The organism is Bradyrhizobium sp. 14AA (genome assembly GCF_054185205.1).
This window is the reverse complement of sequence record NZ_JAVAYM010000023.1, coordinates 1-18,689: the sequence shown is the minus strand read 5'-3', so window position 1 is coordinate 18,689 and position 18,689 is coordinate 1. Positions and strand designations below refer to the sequence as shown.

The window sequence follows — 18,689 nt, the reverse complement described above, 5'->3', positions numbered from 1 at the left end:
GCTTACACAACAAACGAAAATGGTGACGGCTCGTCACCTGCAACACAAAATAAACCACGACGCTTAACAAAGCGTTCACCATAACTGGCTGGTTTTGTTGACGTTTTGTTAAGGGAACAAAAGCCGCCCTACTCCCGTGCCCCGGACGCGGCGCAGCACGCAGGTGATGCGCTGCTGAGCCGGGGCCCATAGTTTAGGGAGCGGTGCCTGTTTCGTGGGTCCCGGCTCTGCGCAGCAGCGTTACACGCTGCAGCGCGTCCGGGACACGAGCGAGAATGTTTGGCCGAGAATTAGCTGCTGAACGTGCCGCTGCGATCGCTGAAGAGATCGAGCGGCTGCGGCGGACGCACATCCGGCGTCGCTGATGCGACCGAGGTGAGCGAGGCGTTGCTGCCCCATAATTTCTGCACCGTCGTCGAGACCGGCTGCGTGACATCGCCGGGCTGGTAGATCGAGCGGAAAGCCGGCGCGACCGGCGTGTTGTCAGCGACCGTCGTCGCCGACGTCGCGCCGACCTGCGTCACGGCGTTCGTATTGGGGAAAGTCTGGAGATAAGCGGCGTTGTCGACCACAGGCGCAGTCGGCTGTACGCCGTTGGCGCTCGCGACCTGCGTGGTCGACGGCGTATCACCATACATCGCCATCGCGCTGCGGGTCGTTTTCGAATTCGCCGCGCTGGCGTAACGCGCATCCAGCACCGAATAGACCTCGGAGACGCTGCGGGCGCGGCCGTCCTTGGCGTAGAAGATCGAACGGTTGGCGGAGGCCGCATTGGGAAACAGCCGCGCGCCGACCGCTTGCGGATTGTCCTCGGCATTGGCGATCAGTTTTGCCGCGCCGCCGACGCCCATGAAGTGCGCCATGTAGAGCTCACTGTCGGACGGCCTGCGGCCGAGCAGACCGGTGAGCTTGAAACTGTTCGACTGCGTCAGCGCCGCCGCCATGCTGGATGCGGCTTCCGGATCGTCGCGCAGCTTCATGATCGACCGCTTCATGGCGGGATCATCGACGGTGTAGCTGCCCGAAGAGGTCCTGGTGATGGCGTCGGAATAATTGCCATAGCCGAGCTGGGTGCCCGCCTCCTTCACGGTGCCGAGCCAGGTCTGGTCGATGAACTGGTAGAGCCCGTGCGCGGACGACGTGGTGGCCCCCGCGGTCGGATCGAAATCCGATTCCATCTTGGCGGTGGTCAGCATGTACTGGAAGCTGACGCCGGTCCGGCTGGAGACCTGCTTGATCGCGCCGGCGACGCGTGCCCGCGACGGATCGAGACCGGCCGTCTGAGAGGCACTGGAATTGTCGACCGACATGATGAAGTGCCCGCCCCGCGCGGCGTTCGGCGGCGCCGGCAATTCGGCACCCGTCGTCTCACCGTGGGACAGGTATGGTTAATGCGGAGTTAATTCGGCGTTTGGCCCCCGCGCCCCGAGTCATCCCGGGGTACGGAGGTCATTTCTTGTAGACGTCGCTGGGATCAAACAGTCGCTCGGCGTCGGTGAAGACCAGCTTCGCTCCCCCGCCCTCGGCCTCGACCTTGCGGTAGAAGCAGGACCGGCGGCCGGTGTGGCAGGCCGCGCCGATCTGCTCGACCCGGATCCAGACGGCGTCCTGGTCGCAATCAGTGCGCATCTCGACCACGCGCTGGGTCTGACCTGAGGTCTCACCTTTTCGCCACAAGGCATTGCGCGAGCGACTGAAGTACCAGGCTTCGCCGGTCGCAATCGTCTTGCGAAGAGCTTCGTCGTTCATGTGCGCGACCATGAGCACGTCGCCGGTCGCGACGTCGGTCGCGACGCAAGTCACGAGACCGGCGGCATCGAACTTGGGGACGAAGGAAAGCCCTTCCTCGATCTCATGGGAGTGAGCGGACACGGAATCCTCGCCAGTCAATTCGCGAGGTCAGCGCTGCAGGCCTCGCACCAGGGACAGGAAACGGGCCTGCTCCGCCGGATTGTCGCGGAACATGCCGGTGAAGCGGCTGGTGAAGGTGGAGGCGCCATGCTTGGCGACGCCGCGCACCGACATGCAGGTATGCTCGGCCTCGATCAGCACGGCAACGCCGCGCGGCTTGAGGATCTCGTCGATGGCCGCCGCGATCTGCGCGGTCAGATGCTCCTGGGTCTGGAGCCGGCGGGCGAAGATGTCGGTGAGGCGCGCGAGCTTCGACAGCCCGACCACGCGTTCCACCGGCGTATAGGCGATATGCGCCTTGCCGTAGAACGGCATCATGTGATGCTCGCATTGCGACGTGAACTCGATGTCGCGCACCAGGACGAAGTCGTCATAGCCGGCGGTCTCGCCGAAGGTGCGATCGAGCACCTCGGCCGGGCACTGGTGGTAGCCCTGATAGAGCTCGTCGAAGGCTTCGACCACGCGGCGCGGCGTGTCGAGCAGGCCCTCGCGCGCGGTGTTCTCGCCGATATAGGCGAGCAGCGTCTTCACCGCCTGCTCGGCCTCGGCGCGCGCCGGGCGCGGCTGGTCGGCGCGGACGGCGGCCGCGAGGAATTCGGCAGGGTCAAGCTCGGCCGGGCGGCTCTCGGGCTGCCGGTCGGAGGGCTTGTTGGGGCGGATGGATTTGATGGTAGCGTCCATGTCTACTCCGTTCGACGGCCTCGCGGCCGGAGTGTCACCGGCAGACGGGGCGGCAAGCCGCCGGACGCCTGAAGAAAATAGTTTTGGCGGAAAGGCCCGTTGCTCACAAGGCCGACGGTGCAGATCTGGATCACCGTCACCGCAGTGCTGGACTGTTTTTCCGCCGGTTCCGACCCTATATAGGACCGTGGACGGCGCCCGCCAAGGCCGATACGGCCCGGAAGTCTCCCGGAAGTCTTGGACTCCATCACATGCTGAACGACATCTATAACAAGCGGATCATCGAGCTGGCCGGCAATATTCCGCGCCTTGGGCGGTTATCGGACCCCGATGCCACCGCCACCGCCCACTCCAAGCTGTGCGGCTCGACCGTGAAGGTCGACCTCAAGATGAGCGGTGACACCGTCACCGACTTCGCCCACGACGTGAAGGCCTGCGCGCTCGGACAAGCCTCTTCATCCATCATGGCAAGTCAGGTCGTCGGCTCGACTGCGAGCGAACTCCGTGAGTTACGCGAAACCGTTCGCAAGATGCTGAAGGAGAATGGCGCGCCTCCTCAAGGCAAATGGGAAGACATGAAGTTCCTCGAGCCGGTCCGCGACTACAAGGCGCGCCATGCCTCGACGCTCTTGACCTTCGATGCGGTCGTCGATGCCATCGGCCAGATCGAGGCCAAGGCCAAGCAGCCGGTTGCCGCACAGGACTGACTCTCCCCGTCATTCCGGGGCGATGCCATCGGCCTGATCGTCAAACAATTTGGCTTACTTCTGCGGCGCCGCGCTTGGTGCCGCAACGCTGCTCGTCGGCACCATGGCTTCCGCCGTCTGGGTCGACTTGGCAGGCTGCTCCGGTTCCGCGCCGAACCTCGCCTGCGTCTTCGGTGCAAGCTCGGCCATGGCCGGCGACGAGATGTCGACATGCGGCAGCACGTCGGCCACGAGATCGGTCGTCACCAGATTGGTGAGCTTGAGCTCGCCCGCGTCCAGCTCATGCAGATCTTCCCAGGGCGGCACGCTGAGTGCGAGCGACAGCAGATCGCCGGCGCCGCCCATGTCGAAGGTGTATTTGGCGAGCCGGCCGATGTCGCGCTCCACGATCATCAGGTCCTGGGCGCTGTAGCTCGCGGCCTTGGCGTCGTCCGCGCGATCGCCCATCCAGATCTGGTGGACCCGGACATGGGCCGCTTCCGGCACGTAGCGCTTCTTGCCGGCCAGCAGCAGGAACACGCACATGGATTCGCAATAGGCCTCGGAGGCGACCGCCGGACGGGCCGACTGTCCGCCGCGGTTCGGGAGGCTGATGCCCACCGTGGTCAAAAGGCCGAGATTGCGGAAGCGCCGGCCGAGCGTGATCGCATCGTTGACGGAACCGCCGCTGGAATCGAGCACCACTGTTGCCCCGCCGAGCTGGCGACCGCGCGAAAACTCTTCGAAATCCTTGGGCGTATCGGCGGTGATGATGCCGACTGCGCTGACCCAGCCACGGCAGTTCGGCTCGCAGGCAACCCAGCTGAACTTCATCGGCAGTTTGCGCTCTTCGAGAGCTGCACCGGCGTGGGCCGTGGTGCCGGTCGTAGCGACCGCACCGGACAACGCGACGCCAAGCGCAGCCGCCCCAAGCAATAGCCAGCCGCGAAGATCAAGGGAGTTCAGAAATCTCAATCTGGTTCCTTCCCCAAGCCCCAAAGGTCCCCAAACAATCCCCGGTAGCGCCCTCTGAGTCCATCATACAGGCGTATGTTTCTACACACGGACGTCACAAAAATGGTATCCGGGGGAATACAGATCGTCCATAGGTACTTGCTGCACTGCTCCCAAAAAGCACGCAAAATATGGCGTGCAAACAACGGCTTGCGGTTCCCTGCGCCGGAACCGTGCAATACCTCGCCTACAATCGCGGCAAACGCACATGAAGCAATCGGCCTGCGCGCACTGTTCCAGTTCCGTCGATAGCGCGCTCCGCCTCCCGCGCAGATTCGGCCGCGCGCTGATCTGGGTCTACCGTCATACGCTCTCGCCGCTGGTCGGCTACAATTGCCGGCACCTGCCGACCTGCTCCGTCTATGGCGACGAGGCGATCGAGCGGTTCGGGCTCTGGGCCGGCGGCTGGATGACACTGGCGCGGCTGCTCCGCTGCAATCCCTTCGGCACGTCCGGCATCGACAATGTCCCACTCGCTGCGCCGCAAGGCGCGCGCTGGTACCTGCCCTGGCGCTATGCGCTCTGGCGCGGCGTCAATGCATCCTGAGATTGCTGCGGCGCTTCGTGCATCGCTGCCCTGAGCGGAACCGGAACTTTCCCCTCGCGTTGTTGTGATGCTCCCACGGGAGGAAACAACAATGCGCTGGAAAATCAGCCGTCATTTCCACTTCGGGCCTGGGCCAGATCTCAGGTCTGGTTCGCGGGGCCATGATCCCAGGGCCCTCGACATGCTCGCCATCATCGCCCTGCTGGTGCTCGCGGTCGGCTCCGGATGGTATCTGGCAACGAGCCTTGCGACGCCGCCTAGCAGCACGGCCTTCATCGTGCCGAGCCAGAGCGTGCACTGGTAATCAGCGGAACCAGAAGAAACGCCCCGGCGGCGGCGGGATCGGCTCGGGCGGACGCGGCCGCTTCGGCCGCGGCGGCTTCGGCGTCGGCTCGGCCGACGAGGTTGTCTCCGCCGCCGGCGCGGTCTCGGTCCCCGGCACCTTCACCGACAGCAGCAAGTTCGACTCGTGCATGCGCCAGCGGTAGCCGACGCCGAAATCGATCGGCTGGGCGCGCGTGAACAGTTCGGCGTAGCGCTGCTGGTAGCGGCCGGGGAACTCGTCGATCGGCCCGAGATAGCGGCCGAACGGGAAGAAGCGCCATTGCCGCGTGCTGTAGTTCGCAAGCGGAATGCCGGAATCGTCCTGGATGATGGTCGCGCTGTTGGCGAGCAACCAGTCGCGCGCGACGGTGAAATTGCCGGAATGCAAGAGATACGACGCGCTCTTGAGCAGGCTGTTGCCGGGCCCGAGCGTTTCGCAGAACTTCAGGAAGCCGGCCGCGCGTGCACCGGAGTTGGAGAGATCAGTCGAGAAATAATACAGCGTGCGCGCTTCCCCATCGCTGCCGGCAAAGGTGATGCGGACGCCGCGCGTCGCGTTCGGTCCCGGATTGTCGTTCCCGACATGCATCCCGCCCTGGGCATCGAGCGCGACCATCTCGACATTGCGGATGGTCTTGCCGGAGCGCGCGAGGAAGACGTAGAGGATCGGCAGGGTGCCGTTGACCTGGTTGGTGTGCAGATCGACCTTCATCTGCTTGGTGATGAAGAAGGAAAAGCTCAGGATCGAGCCGAGCGAGCGCTCGACATTGTAGAGCGCGGCGCCGACCGCACCGCGCGGCAGCCGCGTCAGGTCGGGCACCGCCCCGACCGGCTCGAGCGCGCCGAGGACATAGGTGCTGGCCTTGGGATAGAACGCGTTGGCGTAGAGAAAGTCCGGGCCGCTGAACAGATAGAACATGGTCGGCCTGGGCGCGGCGAGATTGACGTCGGCCCAATTGCGGATCTTGGAGAGCTGCCGCTGCTCGAGCTGGGCGAAGGCGCCGTCGAAGAATTTCGCGTGGCGCTGCCAGCCCGGGTCCTTCGTGAGCGGCGTCAGCGGCGAGTCCGCCGAAGGCTGCATGCCCGCGAGGAATCGCGCGGTGTCGTCGAAGGTCACGTCGGCGGCACGTGCGGACGAGACGGCCGCAGCCAGCAGGACAAGAGCGACGGCGGCAATTCTCATGGGTCGAAACATGTCTATTCGCGATTGTGTGACGTGCCAGCGGCGACCGGCCGCCCGCGGAAAACAGCATAAATCAACAGGCCCGAGAGCATGACGAGCATCCCCGACAGCGACTGCAGCGGCCGCTCGGTCAACAGGTAGTACATCATGAAGGCGGTCACGAGCAGGAAAACGAGGGGCGTGAACGGGTATCCCCAGGCGCGATAGGGCCTGGGCAGATCGGGATCGGTCATGCGCAGCTTGATGACGCCGGCGACCGTGAAGAACGAGCAGAACAAGAGCGCGAACTGGATGAAGTCGAGCACCGCCTCGAAGCTGCGCGTGAACAGCAGCAGATTGGCGACCGCGAGCTGAAACAGGATGGCATAGGCCGGCGCGCCGCTCACCGACCGCTTCGAGAACACGCGCAGCGCCGGAATGTCCTCGCCCATCGTCATCATCACGCGCGGACCGATCCACATCATCGCACTGATCGAGGAGATCAGGCCGACGCAGATCATCGCGCCGACGATCCGGCCGCCGAGGCTGCCGAAGATGGCGGTGCCGGCAACGCTGGCCACGTCGAGCTGGCCGGCGAGCGCACCGACCGGCGTCGAGTAGAGGAACACCGCGTTCAGCGCGACGTACAGGACGAGCACGATCAGCGTGCCCGCGAGCAGCGCGCGCGGCAGGCTTTGCTGCGGCGTGTTCATCTCGCCGATGATGTAGGTTGCGGCATTCCAGCCCGAGAACGAGTACATCACGAAGACGAGTCCGATCGCGAAGGGCGCGCTGACGATGTGGGCGAGATCACCCGCCTGCGGCGTGAAGGCGATCGGCTGCGGCGCGCCGATGACGAAGCCGGCGACCAGGAAGGCGATGATCAGCACGACCTTCAGGATGGTCGAGATCAGCTGGAAGGTCGCGGAGTGCCTGACGCCGGTCAGCTGGACCATCGAGACCAGCCACACCACGCCGATGGCAAGCGGGATCGGCGGCAACGCGGGAACGACCGACTTGGCGTATTCGCCGAACGCCATCGCGGCGAGCGCGACCGGCGCTGCGAAACCAACCGTCGCCGAGACCCAGCCCGCGAGAAAGCCGAAGGCCGGATGATAGGCGCGGCCGAGAAAATTGTACTCGCCGCTCGAGCGCGGAAACATCGCCCCCAGCTCGCTGTAGGAGAACACGCCACACAGCGCGACGATGCCGCCGACGGACCACAGCAGCAGGATCGAGAAGCCGGACGGGATGTCCTTGACCTGGAAGCCGAGGCTGGTGAAGACGCCGACCCCGACCATGTCGGCCACGACGATGGCGGTTGCGACCAGAGCGGAAACCCCGGCCCCGCTTCCGGTCAGCCGGCCAGTCCAGGGCGCGGGTCCCGCATCTGATGCCGTCATCGGGGTCCTCAAACCTCAGGCGTCACGCCTCGTGGGGAGCATCGTGCAGTTTGGTCCAGTCAATTCAAGCAGGGTTAACAAGGGCTAAATGAGGCGGCCCAAATAGGTATTTTATCACCTTTTATGCTTGCTCTGAGGCAATAAGGCTGCGTTGGGCCCGGAATTTCCCGTTCCCCCTCCCCACAATCAGGACACGATTGCGTGGTCCTTTTGAGCGTTCCGGATGTGGGGAGTTTCTCCGGACACTTAACGTCGCCTAAACGCCAGTCGGCTCAATTGTTGTCTTAGAATGCCGATGGACGTGACTTTGGGGTCATGGGTGGATGGTCGGGGCCGTTCCGAAACTGAGAGATGACATGTGTGCCGACCGGACGACGTCCGGTGTGCGCGCTCGTGCGCTCCGGATCGTCCTGATCTCAGCCTTGGTGCCGTTGTCGCTCACGCTGGTTCAATGCGGCAAGGCGCCCAACCCGGCGGCGCTCGCGGCGAACTCGCAGGCCAATGTCCAGGTGGTCGCCAAGACCAACACCCAAGTCGCAAGCGCCGACACCTTCGACGATCGCTTCCCCGCCCCGCAATTCCGCGAGCGCTTCCCCTCCGCGAGCGAGAGTTTTCTGCAACGGCAGATGTCGGACTTCTCGCCCAAGCGCGCCGTGCAGCAACAGCCGCCGGAGCAGGCGCCCTACAAGGTGGCCTCGCTCGCGCCGCAGGTCCCCTACCAGCGTTCGCCACGCGACGACTTGACGACGCTCGTCAGCATGAAGTCGTCGGCCTTCCCCTATTTCGGCAACAACCCCGCCTCGGACGCACCGTTCCTCAACATCGCCAAGGGCGACCGCCGCGGCCACCGCAGTTATTCCGGGCGTGTCTACTGGCAGGACGAGACCTACAGCGACAGCCGCGTGCTGATGCACGTGCCCGAGCATTTCGACGTGCGCAAGCCGGGCGTGATCGTGGTGTTCTTCCACGGCAATGGCGCAACGCTGGAGCGCGACGTGCGCGACCGGCAGCTGGTGCCGCAGCAGATCACCGATTCCGGCGCCAATGCCGTGCTCCTCGCCCCGCAGATGGCCGTCGATGCCGCCGATTCCAGCGCCGGAAAATTCTGGCAGCCGGGCGGCTTCAAGCGCTTCATGGAGGAATCGGCCAATCACCTCGCCCGCGTCAGCGGCGATCCCAACAGCGCGCGGGCTTTCGCCAACATGCCGATCGTGATCGTCGGCTACAGCGGCGGCTTCCTGCCGACGGCCTGGAGCCTGGAGGTCGGCGGCATCAGCGACCGCGTTCGCGGCGTCGTGCTGCTCGACGCCGTTTATGGCGAAATGGACAAGTTCGCCTCCTGGATCGAGAGCCACCGCACCGGCTTCTTCGTCAGCTCCTACACCCGCTACACCGCACGGCGCGACCGCGAGCTGATGAGCATGCTCAGGCAAAAGGGTATCAGCGTCTCCGAGGACATGGACGGACCGCTGCGGCCCGGCAGCGTGGTGTTCGTCGAGACCGGCGACGGCATCACCCATCGCGACTACGTGACCCGCGCCTGGACGCGGGATCCGCTCAAGGACGTGCTGGTGAAGATGTCGGCGACGCCCTCGCTCGCGCTCACGCGCGTGGCCTCCACCAATCCTTCCGCATCGAGCCGCTAACCCTTGATATTGCGCCAGCCGGCATTTTGGCCGCGCTGCCTGCAATTCTCTCAGGCTTTGATCAAAATGTGATGTTGATGATCGACATCCCCGTGAGCCACCGGATTGTTTCCGCTGGCTACGATCATAATTTGCCGGCCACGTTGCAGTTCGAACTCCGCGGGGACAAGTCGTGCGTCAGGGATTGTACAAGGTCGACTTCCACACGGTTCACGGAACCGGCTGCGGCGTCCTCAATGTGAGCGATGGCAAGATGCGCGGGGGCAATTCCGCCTTCGCCTTCATCGGCACCTATACCGGCGAAGGCGACAGCATCAAGGTCAAGATCGCGACCCAGCGCTACAACGACGACCCGTCCTTCAAGGCGCTGTTCGGCATCGACCGGATCACGTTGACGCTCGCCGGCCGCGAGGACGGCGACACCGCGGAATTCGAAGGCACCGCACTGCAAGTGCCGGGCGTTGCCTTCAGGGCGGTGCTGAGCCGGATCAGCGACTGAGCATCAGCCTGCCGAGCATCGGCCCACCCAGCATCAGGTCTTGGGCAGCTTCGGAATGCTCTCGGCAAAGCCGTTGAAGCACGCCAGCCGCTCGTCCTCTTCCTTGAAGAATCGGCAATCGGCGTAGCCCTTGGCCTTCGCCGGCTTCGGCTTCGGCGTTGGCGCGATCACCGCGTCGTAGCAGTTCAGCCGGTCCTTGGTGCCGTCATCGAGCTCGAGGCAGGCCTGAAGCCGGGCCGCGATCGATTGCGGCTTGCCCTTCGGCGCTGCCGCCGGCTTGGCCGCTGCCTCCTTGGTGCCCGCCTTGGCCCCCTTGGGCTTGACCTGCACCAAGGGCTTGTCCCCCACCATCGGTGGCTTGTCGGCTTGCGCAAACGCGGAGGCTGAATAGAGCACCGCGGCAACCGCCAGAATCATCCTCATCTCAGTCAACTCTCTTTGGTCCCCATGACCGGCCTTCTAGCGCTCCCGCGCGCGGTTTGCCAAGCACCTTGCGTACACGAAACCGCGGGATTCAAGCCGCGGCAGCGGCAGGGCGGGGCCGGGTCAGCATCACCAGGATCAGTGCCAGCACGACGAAACCGACCGCGACGAAGCCGAGCGTATGCATGAGCTCGCGGGCGAACAGCAATCCGCCGACGGCGGATCCGACCGCCTGGCCGATATAGAGGACGGACGTGTTGAGCGCGACGGTGGCCGATGCGAGCGGCGGCGCCGCCGCGACCAGCCGCACCTGCTGCATCGAATTGGTCGAGGCAAAGCCGAGGCCCCAGATCGCAACCGCGCCCGCCATCAAGACGAGCGTGCCCGCACCGAGCGCCCAGCCCGTGATCCCCGCAAACAGCAGGCAGGTGAATATCAGCGAGGTCCGATACGGTCCCGAGGTGTCGACGATGCGGGTGGCGATGACGACGCCAAGGAAGCCGCAGACGCCGTAGAGCGCGAACACCATGCCGATTGCGTCGGGCCCGGCACCGGTGAGCTTGTTGAGCAGCGGACCCATGAAGGTGAACACCACGAACTGTCCCGACATTTGCAGCATGGTGATCGCAAGCAATAGCAGAATCGTCCTGCTGCGGCCGACTGCGCTCCAGGTCTTCAGATCCACGGGCGTGCCCTTCAGGCCCGCCGGCAGACGCAGCAGCAACAGCAGGAAGCTGACGCAACCGAGCGCGCCGATCCCGCCATAGGCCGCCCGCCAGCCATAGCGGCTGGCGACGAAGGTGATCAGCGGCAAGCCGACGGCGGCAGCCAACGACCAACCGAGGAAAATATAGGCGATCGTGCTGCCGCGCCGCTCCACCGGCACGATCAGCGCCGCCGTGCCGGCGGCCTGCGGCGTATAGAGCGCGCCGACCGCGAGCATCACCAGCCGGATGACGAGAAGGCTGGTGTAGTCCGGTGCGAATGCCGAAGCGAGATTGCCCAAGGCGAGCACCGCGAGCGTCGTCGCGAGCAGCGTCCGCCGTTCGATGCGGCTCGTCAGCCAGGCCGTCAGCGGCGAGCCGATGCACAGCGTGATCGCGCCGAAGGTGATCAGGAGCCCGGCGGCGTGGATGCTGATGCCGAGCCCCGCCGACAATTCCGGCAGCATGCCCGCCGGCGCCAATACCGAGCAGCCGGTGACGAGATTGCCGAGCATCAGGGCGGTGGCCGTGAAACGGCCGGCGCGTGCATTTTCCATGCAGTTGCATGTAGAGCGGGCCCAAAACGAGTTAAAGGGCGCAATCTGAAATAGTTGCCGGTTGCGCCGGCCGTGCCCGCCGATTTTCTTGGAAATGCCCAATTGCGCAGGCCGAATCGCCTGATATATCGCTCGTTCCCGCTTACCTGCGCTCGTTCGCAGGAGTGAGCCTCAGGAGAAAAGCAATGACCGACCAGCCCAAATCCGAGTCCGGCTTCCAGTACAGCCTCTCCAATCTCAAGCCCGTGAACCCCGCCGCCAAAGTTACCCTCACCTTCCCCGACGGCGCCCAGCGCCAGTACGACAAGAGCATCACCGGCCTCGAGATTGCCAAGGGCATCTCGCCGTCGCTGGCCAAGCGCACGGTTGCGATGGCGCTCGACGGCGTGCTCACCGACCTCAACGATCCCATCGAGGACGACGCCAAGATCGAGCTCGTCAACCGCGACGATCCGCGCGCGCTCGAGCTGATCCGCCATGACTGCGCCCACGTGCTCGCCGAAGCCGTGCAGACGCTGTGGCCCGGTACGCAGGTCACCATCGGCCCGGTGATCGAGAACGGCTTCTACTACGACTTCTTCCGCAACGAGCCGTTCACGCCGGAAGACTTTGCCGCGATCGAGAAGAAGATGCGCGAGCTCATCGCGCGGGACAAGCCTTTCACCAAGGAAGTCTGGGACCGCGAGAAGACCAAGCAGGTGTTCCGCGACAAGGGCGAGGCGTTCAAGGTCGAGCTGGTCGACGCCATTCCCGGCAACGAGCCGATCAAGATCTACTACCAGGGCGACTGGTTCGATCTCTGCCGCGGCCCGCACATGACCTCCACCGGCAAGGTCGGCAATGCCTTCAAGCTGATGAAGGTGGCCGGCGCCTATTGGCGCGGCGACAGCAACAACCCGATGCTGACCCGCATCTACGGCACGGCCTTCGCCAAGCAGGAGGACCTCGACGCTTATCTGAAGCAAATCGAGGAAGCCGAGAAGCGCGACCATCGCAAGCTTGGGCGCGAGCTCGACCTCTTCCACTTCCAGGAGGAAGGTCCGGGCGTCGTGTTCTGGCACCCCAAGGGCTGGACCATCTTCCAGCAGCTGATCGCCTATATGCGCCGGCGCCTCTCCGGCGACTACAGCGAGGTCAACGCGCCGCAGATCCTCGACAAGGTGCTGTGGGAGACCTCGGGCCATTGGGGCTGGTACCGCGAGAACATGTTCGCGGCGCAGTCGGCCGGCGACGAGGCCGAGGACAAGCGCTGGTTTGCGCTCAAGCCGATGAATTGCCCCGGTCACGTGCAGATCTTCAAGCACGGCCTGAAGAGCTACCGCGACCTGCCGCTGCGCCTCGCCGAGTTCGGCGTTGTGCATCGCTACGAGCCCTCCGGCGCCATGCACGGCTTGATGCGCGTGCGCGGCTTCACCCAGGACGATGCGCACATCTTCTGCACCGAGGACCAGCTCGCGGACGAGTGCCTCAAGATCAACGATCTGATCCTGTCGACCTATGCCGATTTCGGCTTCACCGGCGATCTCACCGTCAAGCTGTCGACCCGGCCGGAGAAACGCGTCGGCACCGATGCGATGTGGGATCACGCCGAGCGCGTGATGGCCACCGTGCTGCGCGAGATCCAGTCGCAGAACAATCACATCAAGACCGAGATCAATCCGGGCGAAGGCGCCTTCTACGGGCCGAAGTTCGAATATGTGCTGCGCGACGCCATCGGCCGCGACTGGCAGTGCGGCACCACCCAGGTCGACTTCAACCTGCCGGAGCGGTTCGGTGCGTTCTACATCGACCATGACGGCGGCAAGAAGCCGCCGGTGATGGTGCATCGCGCGATCTGCGGCTCGATGGAGCGCTATATCGGCATCCTGATCGAGCACTATGCCGGCAACTTCCCGCTCTGGCTCTCGCCGGTGCAGGCGGTGGTCACGACCATCACCTCGGAGGGCGACGAGTACGCCAAGCAGGTGCTGGAGCAGGCGCGGCGCGCAGGGCTGCGGGTCGAGATCGACCTGCGCAACGAAAAGATCAACTACAAGGTCCGCGAGCATTCGCTGGCCAAGATCCCGGCGTTGCTCGTGGTCGGCAAGAAGGAGGCCGAGACGCATTCGGTCTCGGTCCGCCGGCTCGGCAGCGACGGCCAGAAGGTGATGACGACGGAGGAGGCCATCGCCGCGCTGGTCGACGAGGCCACCCCGCCGGATGTCAGACGGGCGCGCGGCGTCGTCTGATCCCTGAAATCGATCTAAATTCGCTTCCGGTTGCGGGCGTGCATGCCTATCTACGTGTGGCACGCCCGACGACCAGCCGAAGAGGATCTCCCCGTGCCCGACGCCATCGAACTCCTGAAGACCCGCCGCTCGGTCAAGCCGCGCGAGATGACCGGGCCCGGCCCCTCCCCGGCCGAGCTCGAGACGATCCTCACCATCGGCGCGCGCGTGCCCGACCACGGCAAGCTCACGCCCTGGCGCTTCATCATTTTCGAGGGCGACGCCCGTGCGCGCGCCGGCGAGGTGATCGCGAAGGTGTTTACCCGGAAGAATCCCGGCGCGCCCGCCGCCGACATCGAGACCGAGCGCAAGCGTCTCACCGACGCCCCGCTGGTGATCGGCATCGTCAGCTTCACCAGGCCGCATCCGAAGGTGCCGGCCTTCGAGCAGGAATTGTCGGCCGGCGCCAGCGCCATGAACATCGTCACGGCCGCAACTGCGCTCGGCTACGGCGCCTGCTGGCTGACCGGCTGGTTCTCCTTCGATCGCGACGTGCTCGACGGCCTCGGCCTCAAGCCGGACGAAAAGCTCGCCGGCTTCGTCCATGTCGGCACGCCGACCAAGCCGAGCGAGGACCGCCCGCGACCGTTCCTTTCGGAAATCGTGACGCGTTTTTAATCGATGTCTTGTTGACGGCTTTGGCGTCTTGCGGCTTTGATCCCGGCGAGGGAGGAAGCCCGGATGAAACGCCGCGAATTTCTGGTCGGGGCCGCTTTGCTCGCCAGCACGATGGCCCGAAGCCGCGCCGCCGACATCCCTGCCCCGTCGTCCGACGGGCTCGACCGCATCACGGCGTACTTTGACAACGAGGTGACGAGCGGCCGCTTGCCGGGCGCCGTCATCCTGGTGCAGCAGCACGGCAAGCCGGTCTACCAGAAGACGTTTGGCGTGCGCGACACCAGGACGGGCCTTGCGATGACGCCCGACACCATCTTCGCCATCCACTCGATGACCAAGCCGATCACGTGCCTCGGCGCGATGATGCTGATCGACGAGGGCAAGCTCGCACTCACCGATCCCGCGTCGAAATACGTCCCCCTGTTTGCCGACACCCAGGTCGGCCTCGAGGTCACCGAGCCGGACGGCAAGCTGAAGCTCGACCTCGTGCCGCCGGTCCGCCCCGTCAACATCGAGGATCTGCTGCGGCACACTTCGGGCATCAGCTACGACTATATCGGCGGCAAATGGGTCGAGCAGGCCTACAAGGCCGCCAACATCTTCGAGGGAGCTTTCAACAACAGGGAATTTGCCGACCGCGTCGCCAAGCTGCCGCTGGCGCGGCAGCCGGGAACGCTGTGGCGCTACGGCCATTCCACCGACGTGCTGGGCGCCATCATCGAGATCATCTCGGGCCAGACCCTGTACGAATTCCTGAAAGCACGCATCCTCGACCCGCTCGGCATGAGCAGCACCAAGTTCGCACTCGCGACCGAGGACGAGCTGGCGCGTATGGCGCGGCCGCTGCCGAACGATTTCATCCTGCTCGCCGCCGAGCGCGACCGCCTCGACCATCCCGAATGGCAGTCCGGCGGCGGCGGCCTTCTCTCGACCATCACCGACTATCAGCGCTTCTCGCAGATGCTGCTCAATGGCGGCGAGTTCGAGGGCAAGCGCTATCTGAGCCCCGCCGCCTTCAAGGCCATGACGACCGATCACGTCGGGCCGGGCTCCGGCGTCGGACGCGACTATTTCTATTTCCCTGGCGACGGTTTCGGCTATGGCTACGGCCTTGCAGTGCGCACCGATCCCGGCAACGCGAAACCGCCGCCGCCGGGCTCGCTCGGCGAGTTGAAATGGGACAGTGGCAGCGGCACTTATTTCGGCGTCGATCCCAAGCTCGACATGGTCTACCTCATGATGCAGCAGACCCAGAACGAGCGCAGCCGCATCACGCCCGCCTTCAAGGCGCTGGTCTACGACTGCTATCCCGAGGGCCTACGCCGCCCGTGAGGCGCGCTGACCGAAATCGGCGAGCAGCTTTGCGATCTCCGAGGCCGGCCGCGCCGCGCTGAACAGAAAACCCTGCACCTCGTTGCAGCCTTCGGCGCGCAGCCAGTCGAGCTGGTCCTCGGTCTCGACGCCTTCCGCGGTCGTGGTGATGTTGAGGCTGCGGCCTAACCCGGAGATTGCGCGCACGATCGCGCCGCAATCGGGCCGCTGCGCCAGATCCTTGACGAAAGAGCGGTCGATCTTGATCTTGTCGAAGGGGAAGCTGCGCAAGTAGCTGAGGCTGGAATAGCCGGTGCCGAAATCATCCATGGAGATGCTGACGCCGAGTTCGCGGAGCTGATGCAGGATCGCGAGATTGGCATCGGTCTCGGCGAGGAAGATCGACTCGGTGATCTCCAATTCGAGCCGCTTCGGCGACAGGCCGGATTGCGCCAGCGCCGAGATCACGACCTGAACCAGATTGCGGCTACGGAACTGCGCCGGCGACAGATTGACCGCGACCTTGATGTCGACGGGCCATTTCACGGCTTCCGCGCAGGCTTCGCGCAGCACCCACTCGCCGAGCTGCGTGATGAGGCCGATGTCCTCGGCAACCGGGATGAACTCCGCCGGCGAGATCATGCCCTTGTCGGGATGACGCCAGCGCAGCAGCGACTCGAAGCCGGAGATGCGGTCGGACACGATCGACACCAGCGGCTGGTAGTGCAGCTCGAACTCGCCATTGGCAAAGGCGCGGCGCAGATCGAGCTCCATGTCGCGGCGCTTCTGCGCCTGCAGGTCCATCTCGCGCTCGAAGAAATGGTGCACGCCGCCGCCGTCGGACTTTGCCCGGTACAGCGCCATGTCGGCATTGCGCATCAGTTCCTCCGACGTCACGCCGTCACCCGGCGACAGCGCGATGCCGATGCTGGCGCCGATCACCATCTCCTGACCGTCGATCTCGTAGGGCGCCTTCAACATGTCGATCAGCAAGCTCGCGCAGGCACTGGCCTCGTTCGGCGAGACATCGGCCGCGAGGATCACGGCGAACTCGTCGCCGCCGAGACGTGCCGCGAGATTGGCGCCGCGAACCGCGGTGGTCAGACGTTCGGCGACCTCCTTCAGGAGGCGATCGCCCACCGGATGTCCGAAGGAATCGTTGATGTTCTTGAACAGGTCGAGATCGATATAGAGCACGCCGACCCGCTTGCCCGCGGCCTGGTCGAGCGCCCGCTTCAGGCGCTCCTGGAAATGTTCGCGGTTCGGCAGGTCGGTGAGCCCGTCATGGTGGGCCATGTGAGCGATCCGCGCCTCGGCCCTGCGCCGCTCGGTGATGTCGACGACCGCGACCAGATAGCCGTCTCGATCGTCGAAGGCGACGCGGCGGCCGAAGGTGAGCACCTCGATCTCGCTGCCGTCGGCGCGCAGATGGCGCCAGTTGCGCGAGGAATGATAGGTGTCGCCGACGCGCTCGAGCGCCTCGGCATGGCTGTCCCACTCGTCCTCCGGCCAGATCTCGTGCAGCTTCATGCGCAGGAACGTCGGACGGCTGTAGCCGTAATGCTGGACGGCGGCGTCGTTGACGCTGAGAAACTCCTTGGTCTCGGCGTCGAACACCCACATCGGCATCGGGTTGTTGTCGAACAGCAGGCGGAACGAGGCGTCGCGCCGCTTCAAGGCGGTGACATCGGAGATCGTCAGCGAGACCACGTCGGCGAAAGCGGTGGCGCTGAGCCGGAGGTGCCGTCCGTCGTTCTCGATCTCGAGCTGTTCGCCGCGGCCGCCGGAGACGGCCTTGAGCAGGAAGTCCATGATCTCGGGCAAGGCCAGCAGCGTGCTCCCCTTGCCGATCCGGCGCCACAACAGGGCTGCACCTTCCGCCTTCAGCAGCGCGCCGGCGCTGTTGTTGTGGTGCACGATCTGGAGATCGAACGGCTTGCCGGCAGCATCGCGCAACGCGGTCAGCGAGACCACCGCGTCGTCGGTCGATGAAAAGATCGCGTCCAGCAGATTGTATTGCGCGCCGCGTTCGTTGACGTAGGCGCCGACCAGCGTCGCGCCCCAGCGCGAGGATGTCGGCAGCGCCAGCAAATCGTAGGTCCTGACCATGCCGTCGCGTACGCAATGCGCGCTGGTCTGGTGCGGTTGCCCGGTCTTGAGCGCGCTCGCGGCCGCTTCCGACAAGGCCGTCGCGCAATCAGGCGGCAGTTCGGCGACCGGGATGTCCCAGCGCTCCTCGCCGAGCCATTTCTGCACGTAACGTCCGCTGCGCGACAATTCGAGCGCGCCGTCGCTCCTGAGCAGCGCGACGTGGTCGGCGAGCCGCCCGAGGCTGCCGAGCATCACGTCCTCGTAGCGCGGCAGCCGTTCACCCGGCTTCAACGCGGCACGCCATTTGCGCTGAAGCACCGGGATGTCGTCAAACATTTCGGCGGCCGGTTTTCCCGGCATCTTCTTCGCGGCAGTCATTGCAGTCCCCAACGCACATTCCCCGCGCATCCAAAGCAGCCGCGCTTAACGGCGTGTAAAGAGCGTGCGGGCGCGGGTTCCATTGGGTGATTATGACAGTTTTAAGTCGAGCGTTGGTTAGTGGGCGTTAGAGACTATGACGGTTGTGTTTTGCGTGCGTGTGGTGGGTCGCAACAATGCCTCTCCGCGTCGTCCTGGCGAAAGCCAGGACCCATAGCCACCGATGTGAGTCGCTGCGTACGCTGGTGGCCACATCGCGCTTCGGCAACGCTGACCGGGGTAATGGGTCCTGGCTTTCGCCAGGACGACGGTGATGAGATATCTCGCACAACTGTCTCCACATCGTCATATGTGGACGGCCCCTATTGGCAAGCGCTTTTTGAAGTATCGAACGAGTTGGTCTGCTTCGGTCATATGTCCGGCCTGTTGGTGCGGGGTTTATGACCGCTGGCCCTGATGAAATCCGA

At 64.8% G+C, this 18,689-nt stretch carries 17 protein-coding genes; 8 read left to right on the top strand and 9 right to left on the bottom strand.

Annotation, left to right across the window (positions count from 1 at the left end):
- Positions 1-290: 290 nt before the first annotated feature.
- From RAD15_RS32500 to folE, 3 genes are all read right to left on the bottom strand, one after another.
- Positions 291-1,310, bottom strand: a complete 1,020-nt coding sequence (locus RAD15_RS32500; RefSeq protein ID WP_458182549.1) for a lytic transglycosylase domain-containing protein — start codon at positions 1,308-1,310, stop codon at positions 291-293.
- Between the two features lie 139 nt (positions 1,311-1,449).
- Positions 1,450-1,872: a phosphoribosyl-AMP cyclohydrolase gene (hisI, locus tag RAD15_RS32495; RefSeq protein ID WP_458182547.1), complete on the bottom strand. Its 423-nt coding sequence runs from the start codon at positions 1,870-1,872 to the stop codon at positions 1,450-1,452.
- 27 nt (positions 1,873-1,899) lie between these two features.
- The gene (folE, locus tag RAD15_RS32490; protein WP_458182546.1) at positions 1,900-2,592 is read right to left on the bottom strand and encodes a GTP cyclohydrolase I FolE; all 693 of its coding nucleotides are present in this window, start codon (positions 2,590-2,592) and stop codon (positions 1,900-1,902) included.
- A gap of 251 nt (positions 2,593-2,843) precedes the next feature.
- Here folE and RAD15_RS32485 point away from each other — a divergent pair, with 251 nt between their 5' ends.
- Complete coding sequence (locus tag RAD15_RS32485) at positions 2,844-3,299, top strand: iron-sulfur cluster assembly scaffold protein (protein ID WP_458182545.1); 456 nt, start codon at positions 2,844-2,846, stop codon at positions 3,297-3,299.
- Between the two features lie 54 nt (positions 3,300-3,353).
- On the opposite strand, the gene RAD15_RS32480 is transcribed toward RAD15_RS32485, so the two are convergent.
- Positions 3,354-4,253: a hypothetical protein gene (locus RAD15_RS32480; RefSeq protein ID WP_458182544.1), complete on the bottom strand. Its 900-nt coding sequence runs from the start codon at positions 4,251-4,253 to the stop codon at positions 3,354-3,356.
- Between the two features lie 247 nt (positions 4,254-4,500).
- Here RAD15_RS32480 and yidD point away from each other — a divergent pair, with 247 nt between their 5' ends.
- The gene (gene yidD / locus RAD15_RS32475; RefSeq protein ID WP_458182543.1) at positions 4,501-4,839 is read left to right on the top strand and encodes a membrane protein insertion efficiency factor YidD; all 339 of its coding nucleotides are present in this window, start codon (positions 4,501-4,503) and stop codon (positions 4,837-4,839) included.
- 91 nt (positions 4,840-4,930) lie between these two features.
- Positions 4,931-5,143, top strand: a complete 213-nt coding sequence (locus tag RAD15_RS32470) for a hypothetical protein (protein WP_458182542.1) — start codon at positions 4,931-4,933, stop codon at positions 5,141-5,143.
- Here the strand turns inward: RAD15_RS32470 and RAD15_RS32465 are convergent, their stop codons facing one another.
- Positions 5,144-6,358, bottom strand: coding sequence for a hypothetical protein (locus RAD15_RS32465; RefSeq protein WP_458182541.1), 1,215 nt, complete (start codon positions 6,356-6,358; stop codon positions 5,144-5,146).
- Positions 6,359-6,360: 2 nt separating this feature from the next.
- A complete protein-coding gene (locus RAD15_RS32460; protein ID WP_458182539.1) occupies positions 6,361-7,728 on the bottom strand; it encodes an APC family permease in 1,368 nt (455 codons plus the stop codon).
- 356 nt (positions 7,729-8,084) lie between these two features.
- Between RAD15_RS32460 and RAD15_RS32455 the strand changes: the two genes are divergently transcribed.
- Entirely contained in the window at positions 8,085-9,374 is a 1,290-nt protein-coding gene (locus tag RAD15_RS32455; RefSeq protein WP_458182537.1) for an alpha/beta hydrolase, read from the top strand.
- A gap of 172 nt (positions 9,375-9,546) precedes the next feature.
- The gene (locus tag RAD15_RS32450; protein ID WP_458182536.1) at positions 9,547-9,873 is read left to right on the top strand and encodes a hypothetical protein; all 327 of its coding nucleotides are present in this window, start codon (positions 9,547-9,549) and stop codon (positions 9,871-9,873) included.
- A gap of 33 nt (positions 9,874-9,906) precedes the next feature.
- Here the strand turns inward: RAD15_RS32450 and RAD15_RS32445 are convergent, their stop codons facing one another.
- Positions 9,907-10,296: a hypothetical protein gene (locus tag RAD15_RS32445; protein WP_458182534.1), complete on the bottom strand. Its 390-nt coding sequence runs from the start codon at positions 10,294-10,296 to the stop codon at positions 9,907-9,909.
- 91 nt (positions 10,297-10,387) lie between these two features.
- Positions 10,388-11,557, bottom strand: coding sequence for an MFS transporter (locus tag RAD15_RS32440; RefSeq protein WP_458182532.1), 1,170 nt, complete (start codon positions 11,555-11,557; stop codon positions 10,388-10,390).
- A gap of 185 nt (positions 11,558-11,742) precedes the next feature.
- Between RAD15_RS32440 and thrS the strand changes: the two genes are divergently transcribed.
- From thrS to RAD15_RS32425, 3 genes are all read left to right on the top strand, one after another.
- Positions 11,743-13,785, top strand: coding sequence for a threonine--tRNA ligase (gene thrS, locus RAD15_RS32435; protein ID WP_458182530.1), 2,043 nt, complete (start codon positions 11,743-11,745; stop codon positions 13,783-13,785).
- Positions 13,786-13,878: 93 nt separating this feature from the next.
- A complete protein-coding gene (locus RAD15_RS32430; RefSeq protein WP_458182528.1) occupies positions 13,879-14,442 on the top strand; it encodes a nitroreductase family protein in 564 nt (187 codons plus the stop codon).
- 63 nt (positions 14,443-14,505) lie between these two features.
- Positions 14,506-15,774: a serine hydrolase domain-containing protein gene (locus tag RAD15_RS32425; RefSeq protein WP_458182526.1), complete on the top strand. Its 1,269-nt coding sequence runs from the start codon at positions 14,506-14,508 to the stop codon at positions 15,772-15,774.
- Here RAD15_RS32425 and RAD15_RS32420 read toward each other — a convergent pair.
- A complete protein-coding gene (locus RAD15_RS32420) occupies positions 15,760-18,222 on the bottom strand; it encodes a putative bifunctional diguanylate cyclase/phosphodiesterase (RefSeq protein ID WP_458182525.1) in 2,463 nt (820 codons plus the stop codon). The two genes, RAD15_RS32425 and RAD15_RS32420, sit on opposite strands and share 15 nt — an antisense overlap.
- Positions 18,223-18,689: the final 467 nt, after the last annotated feature.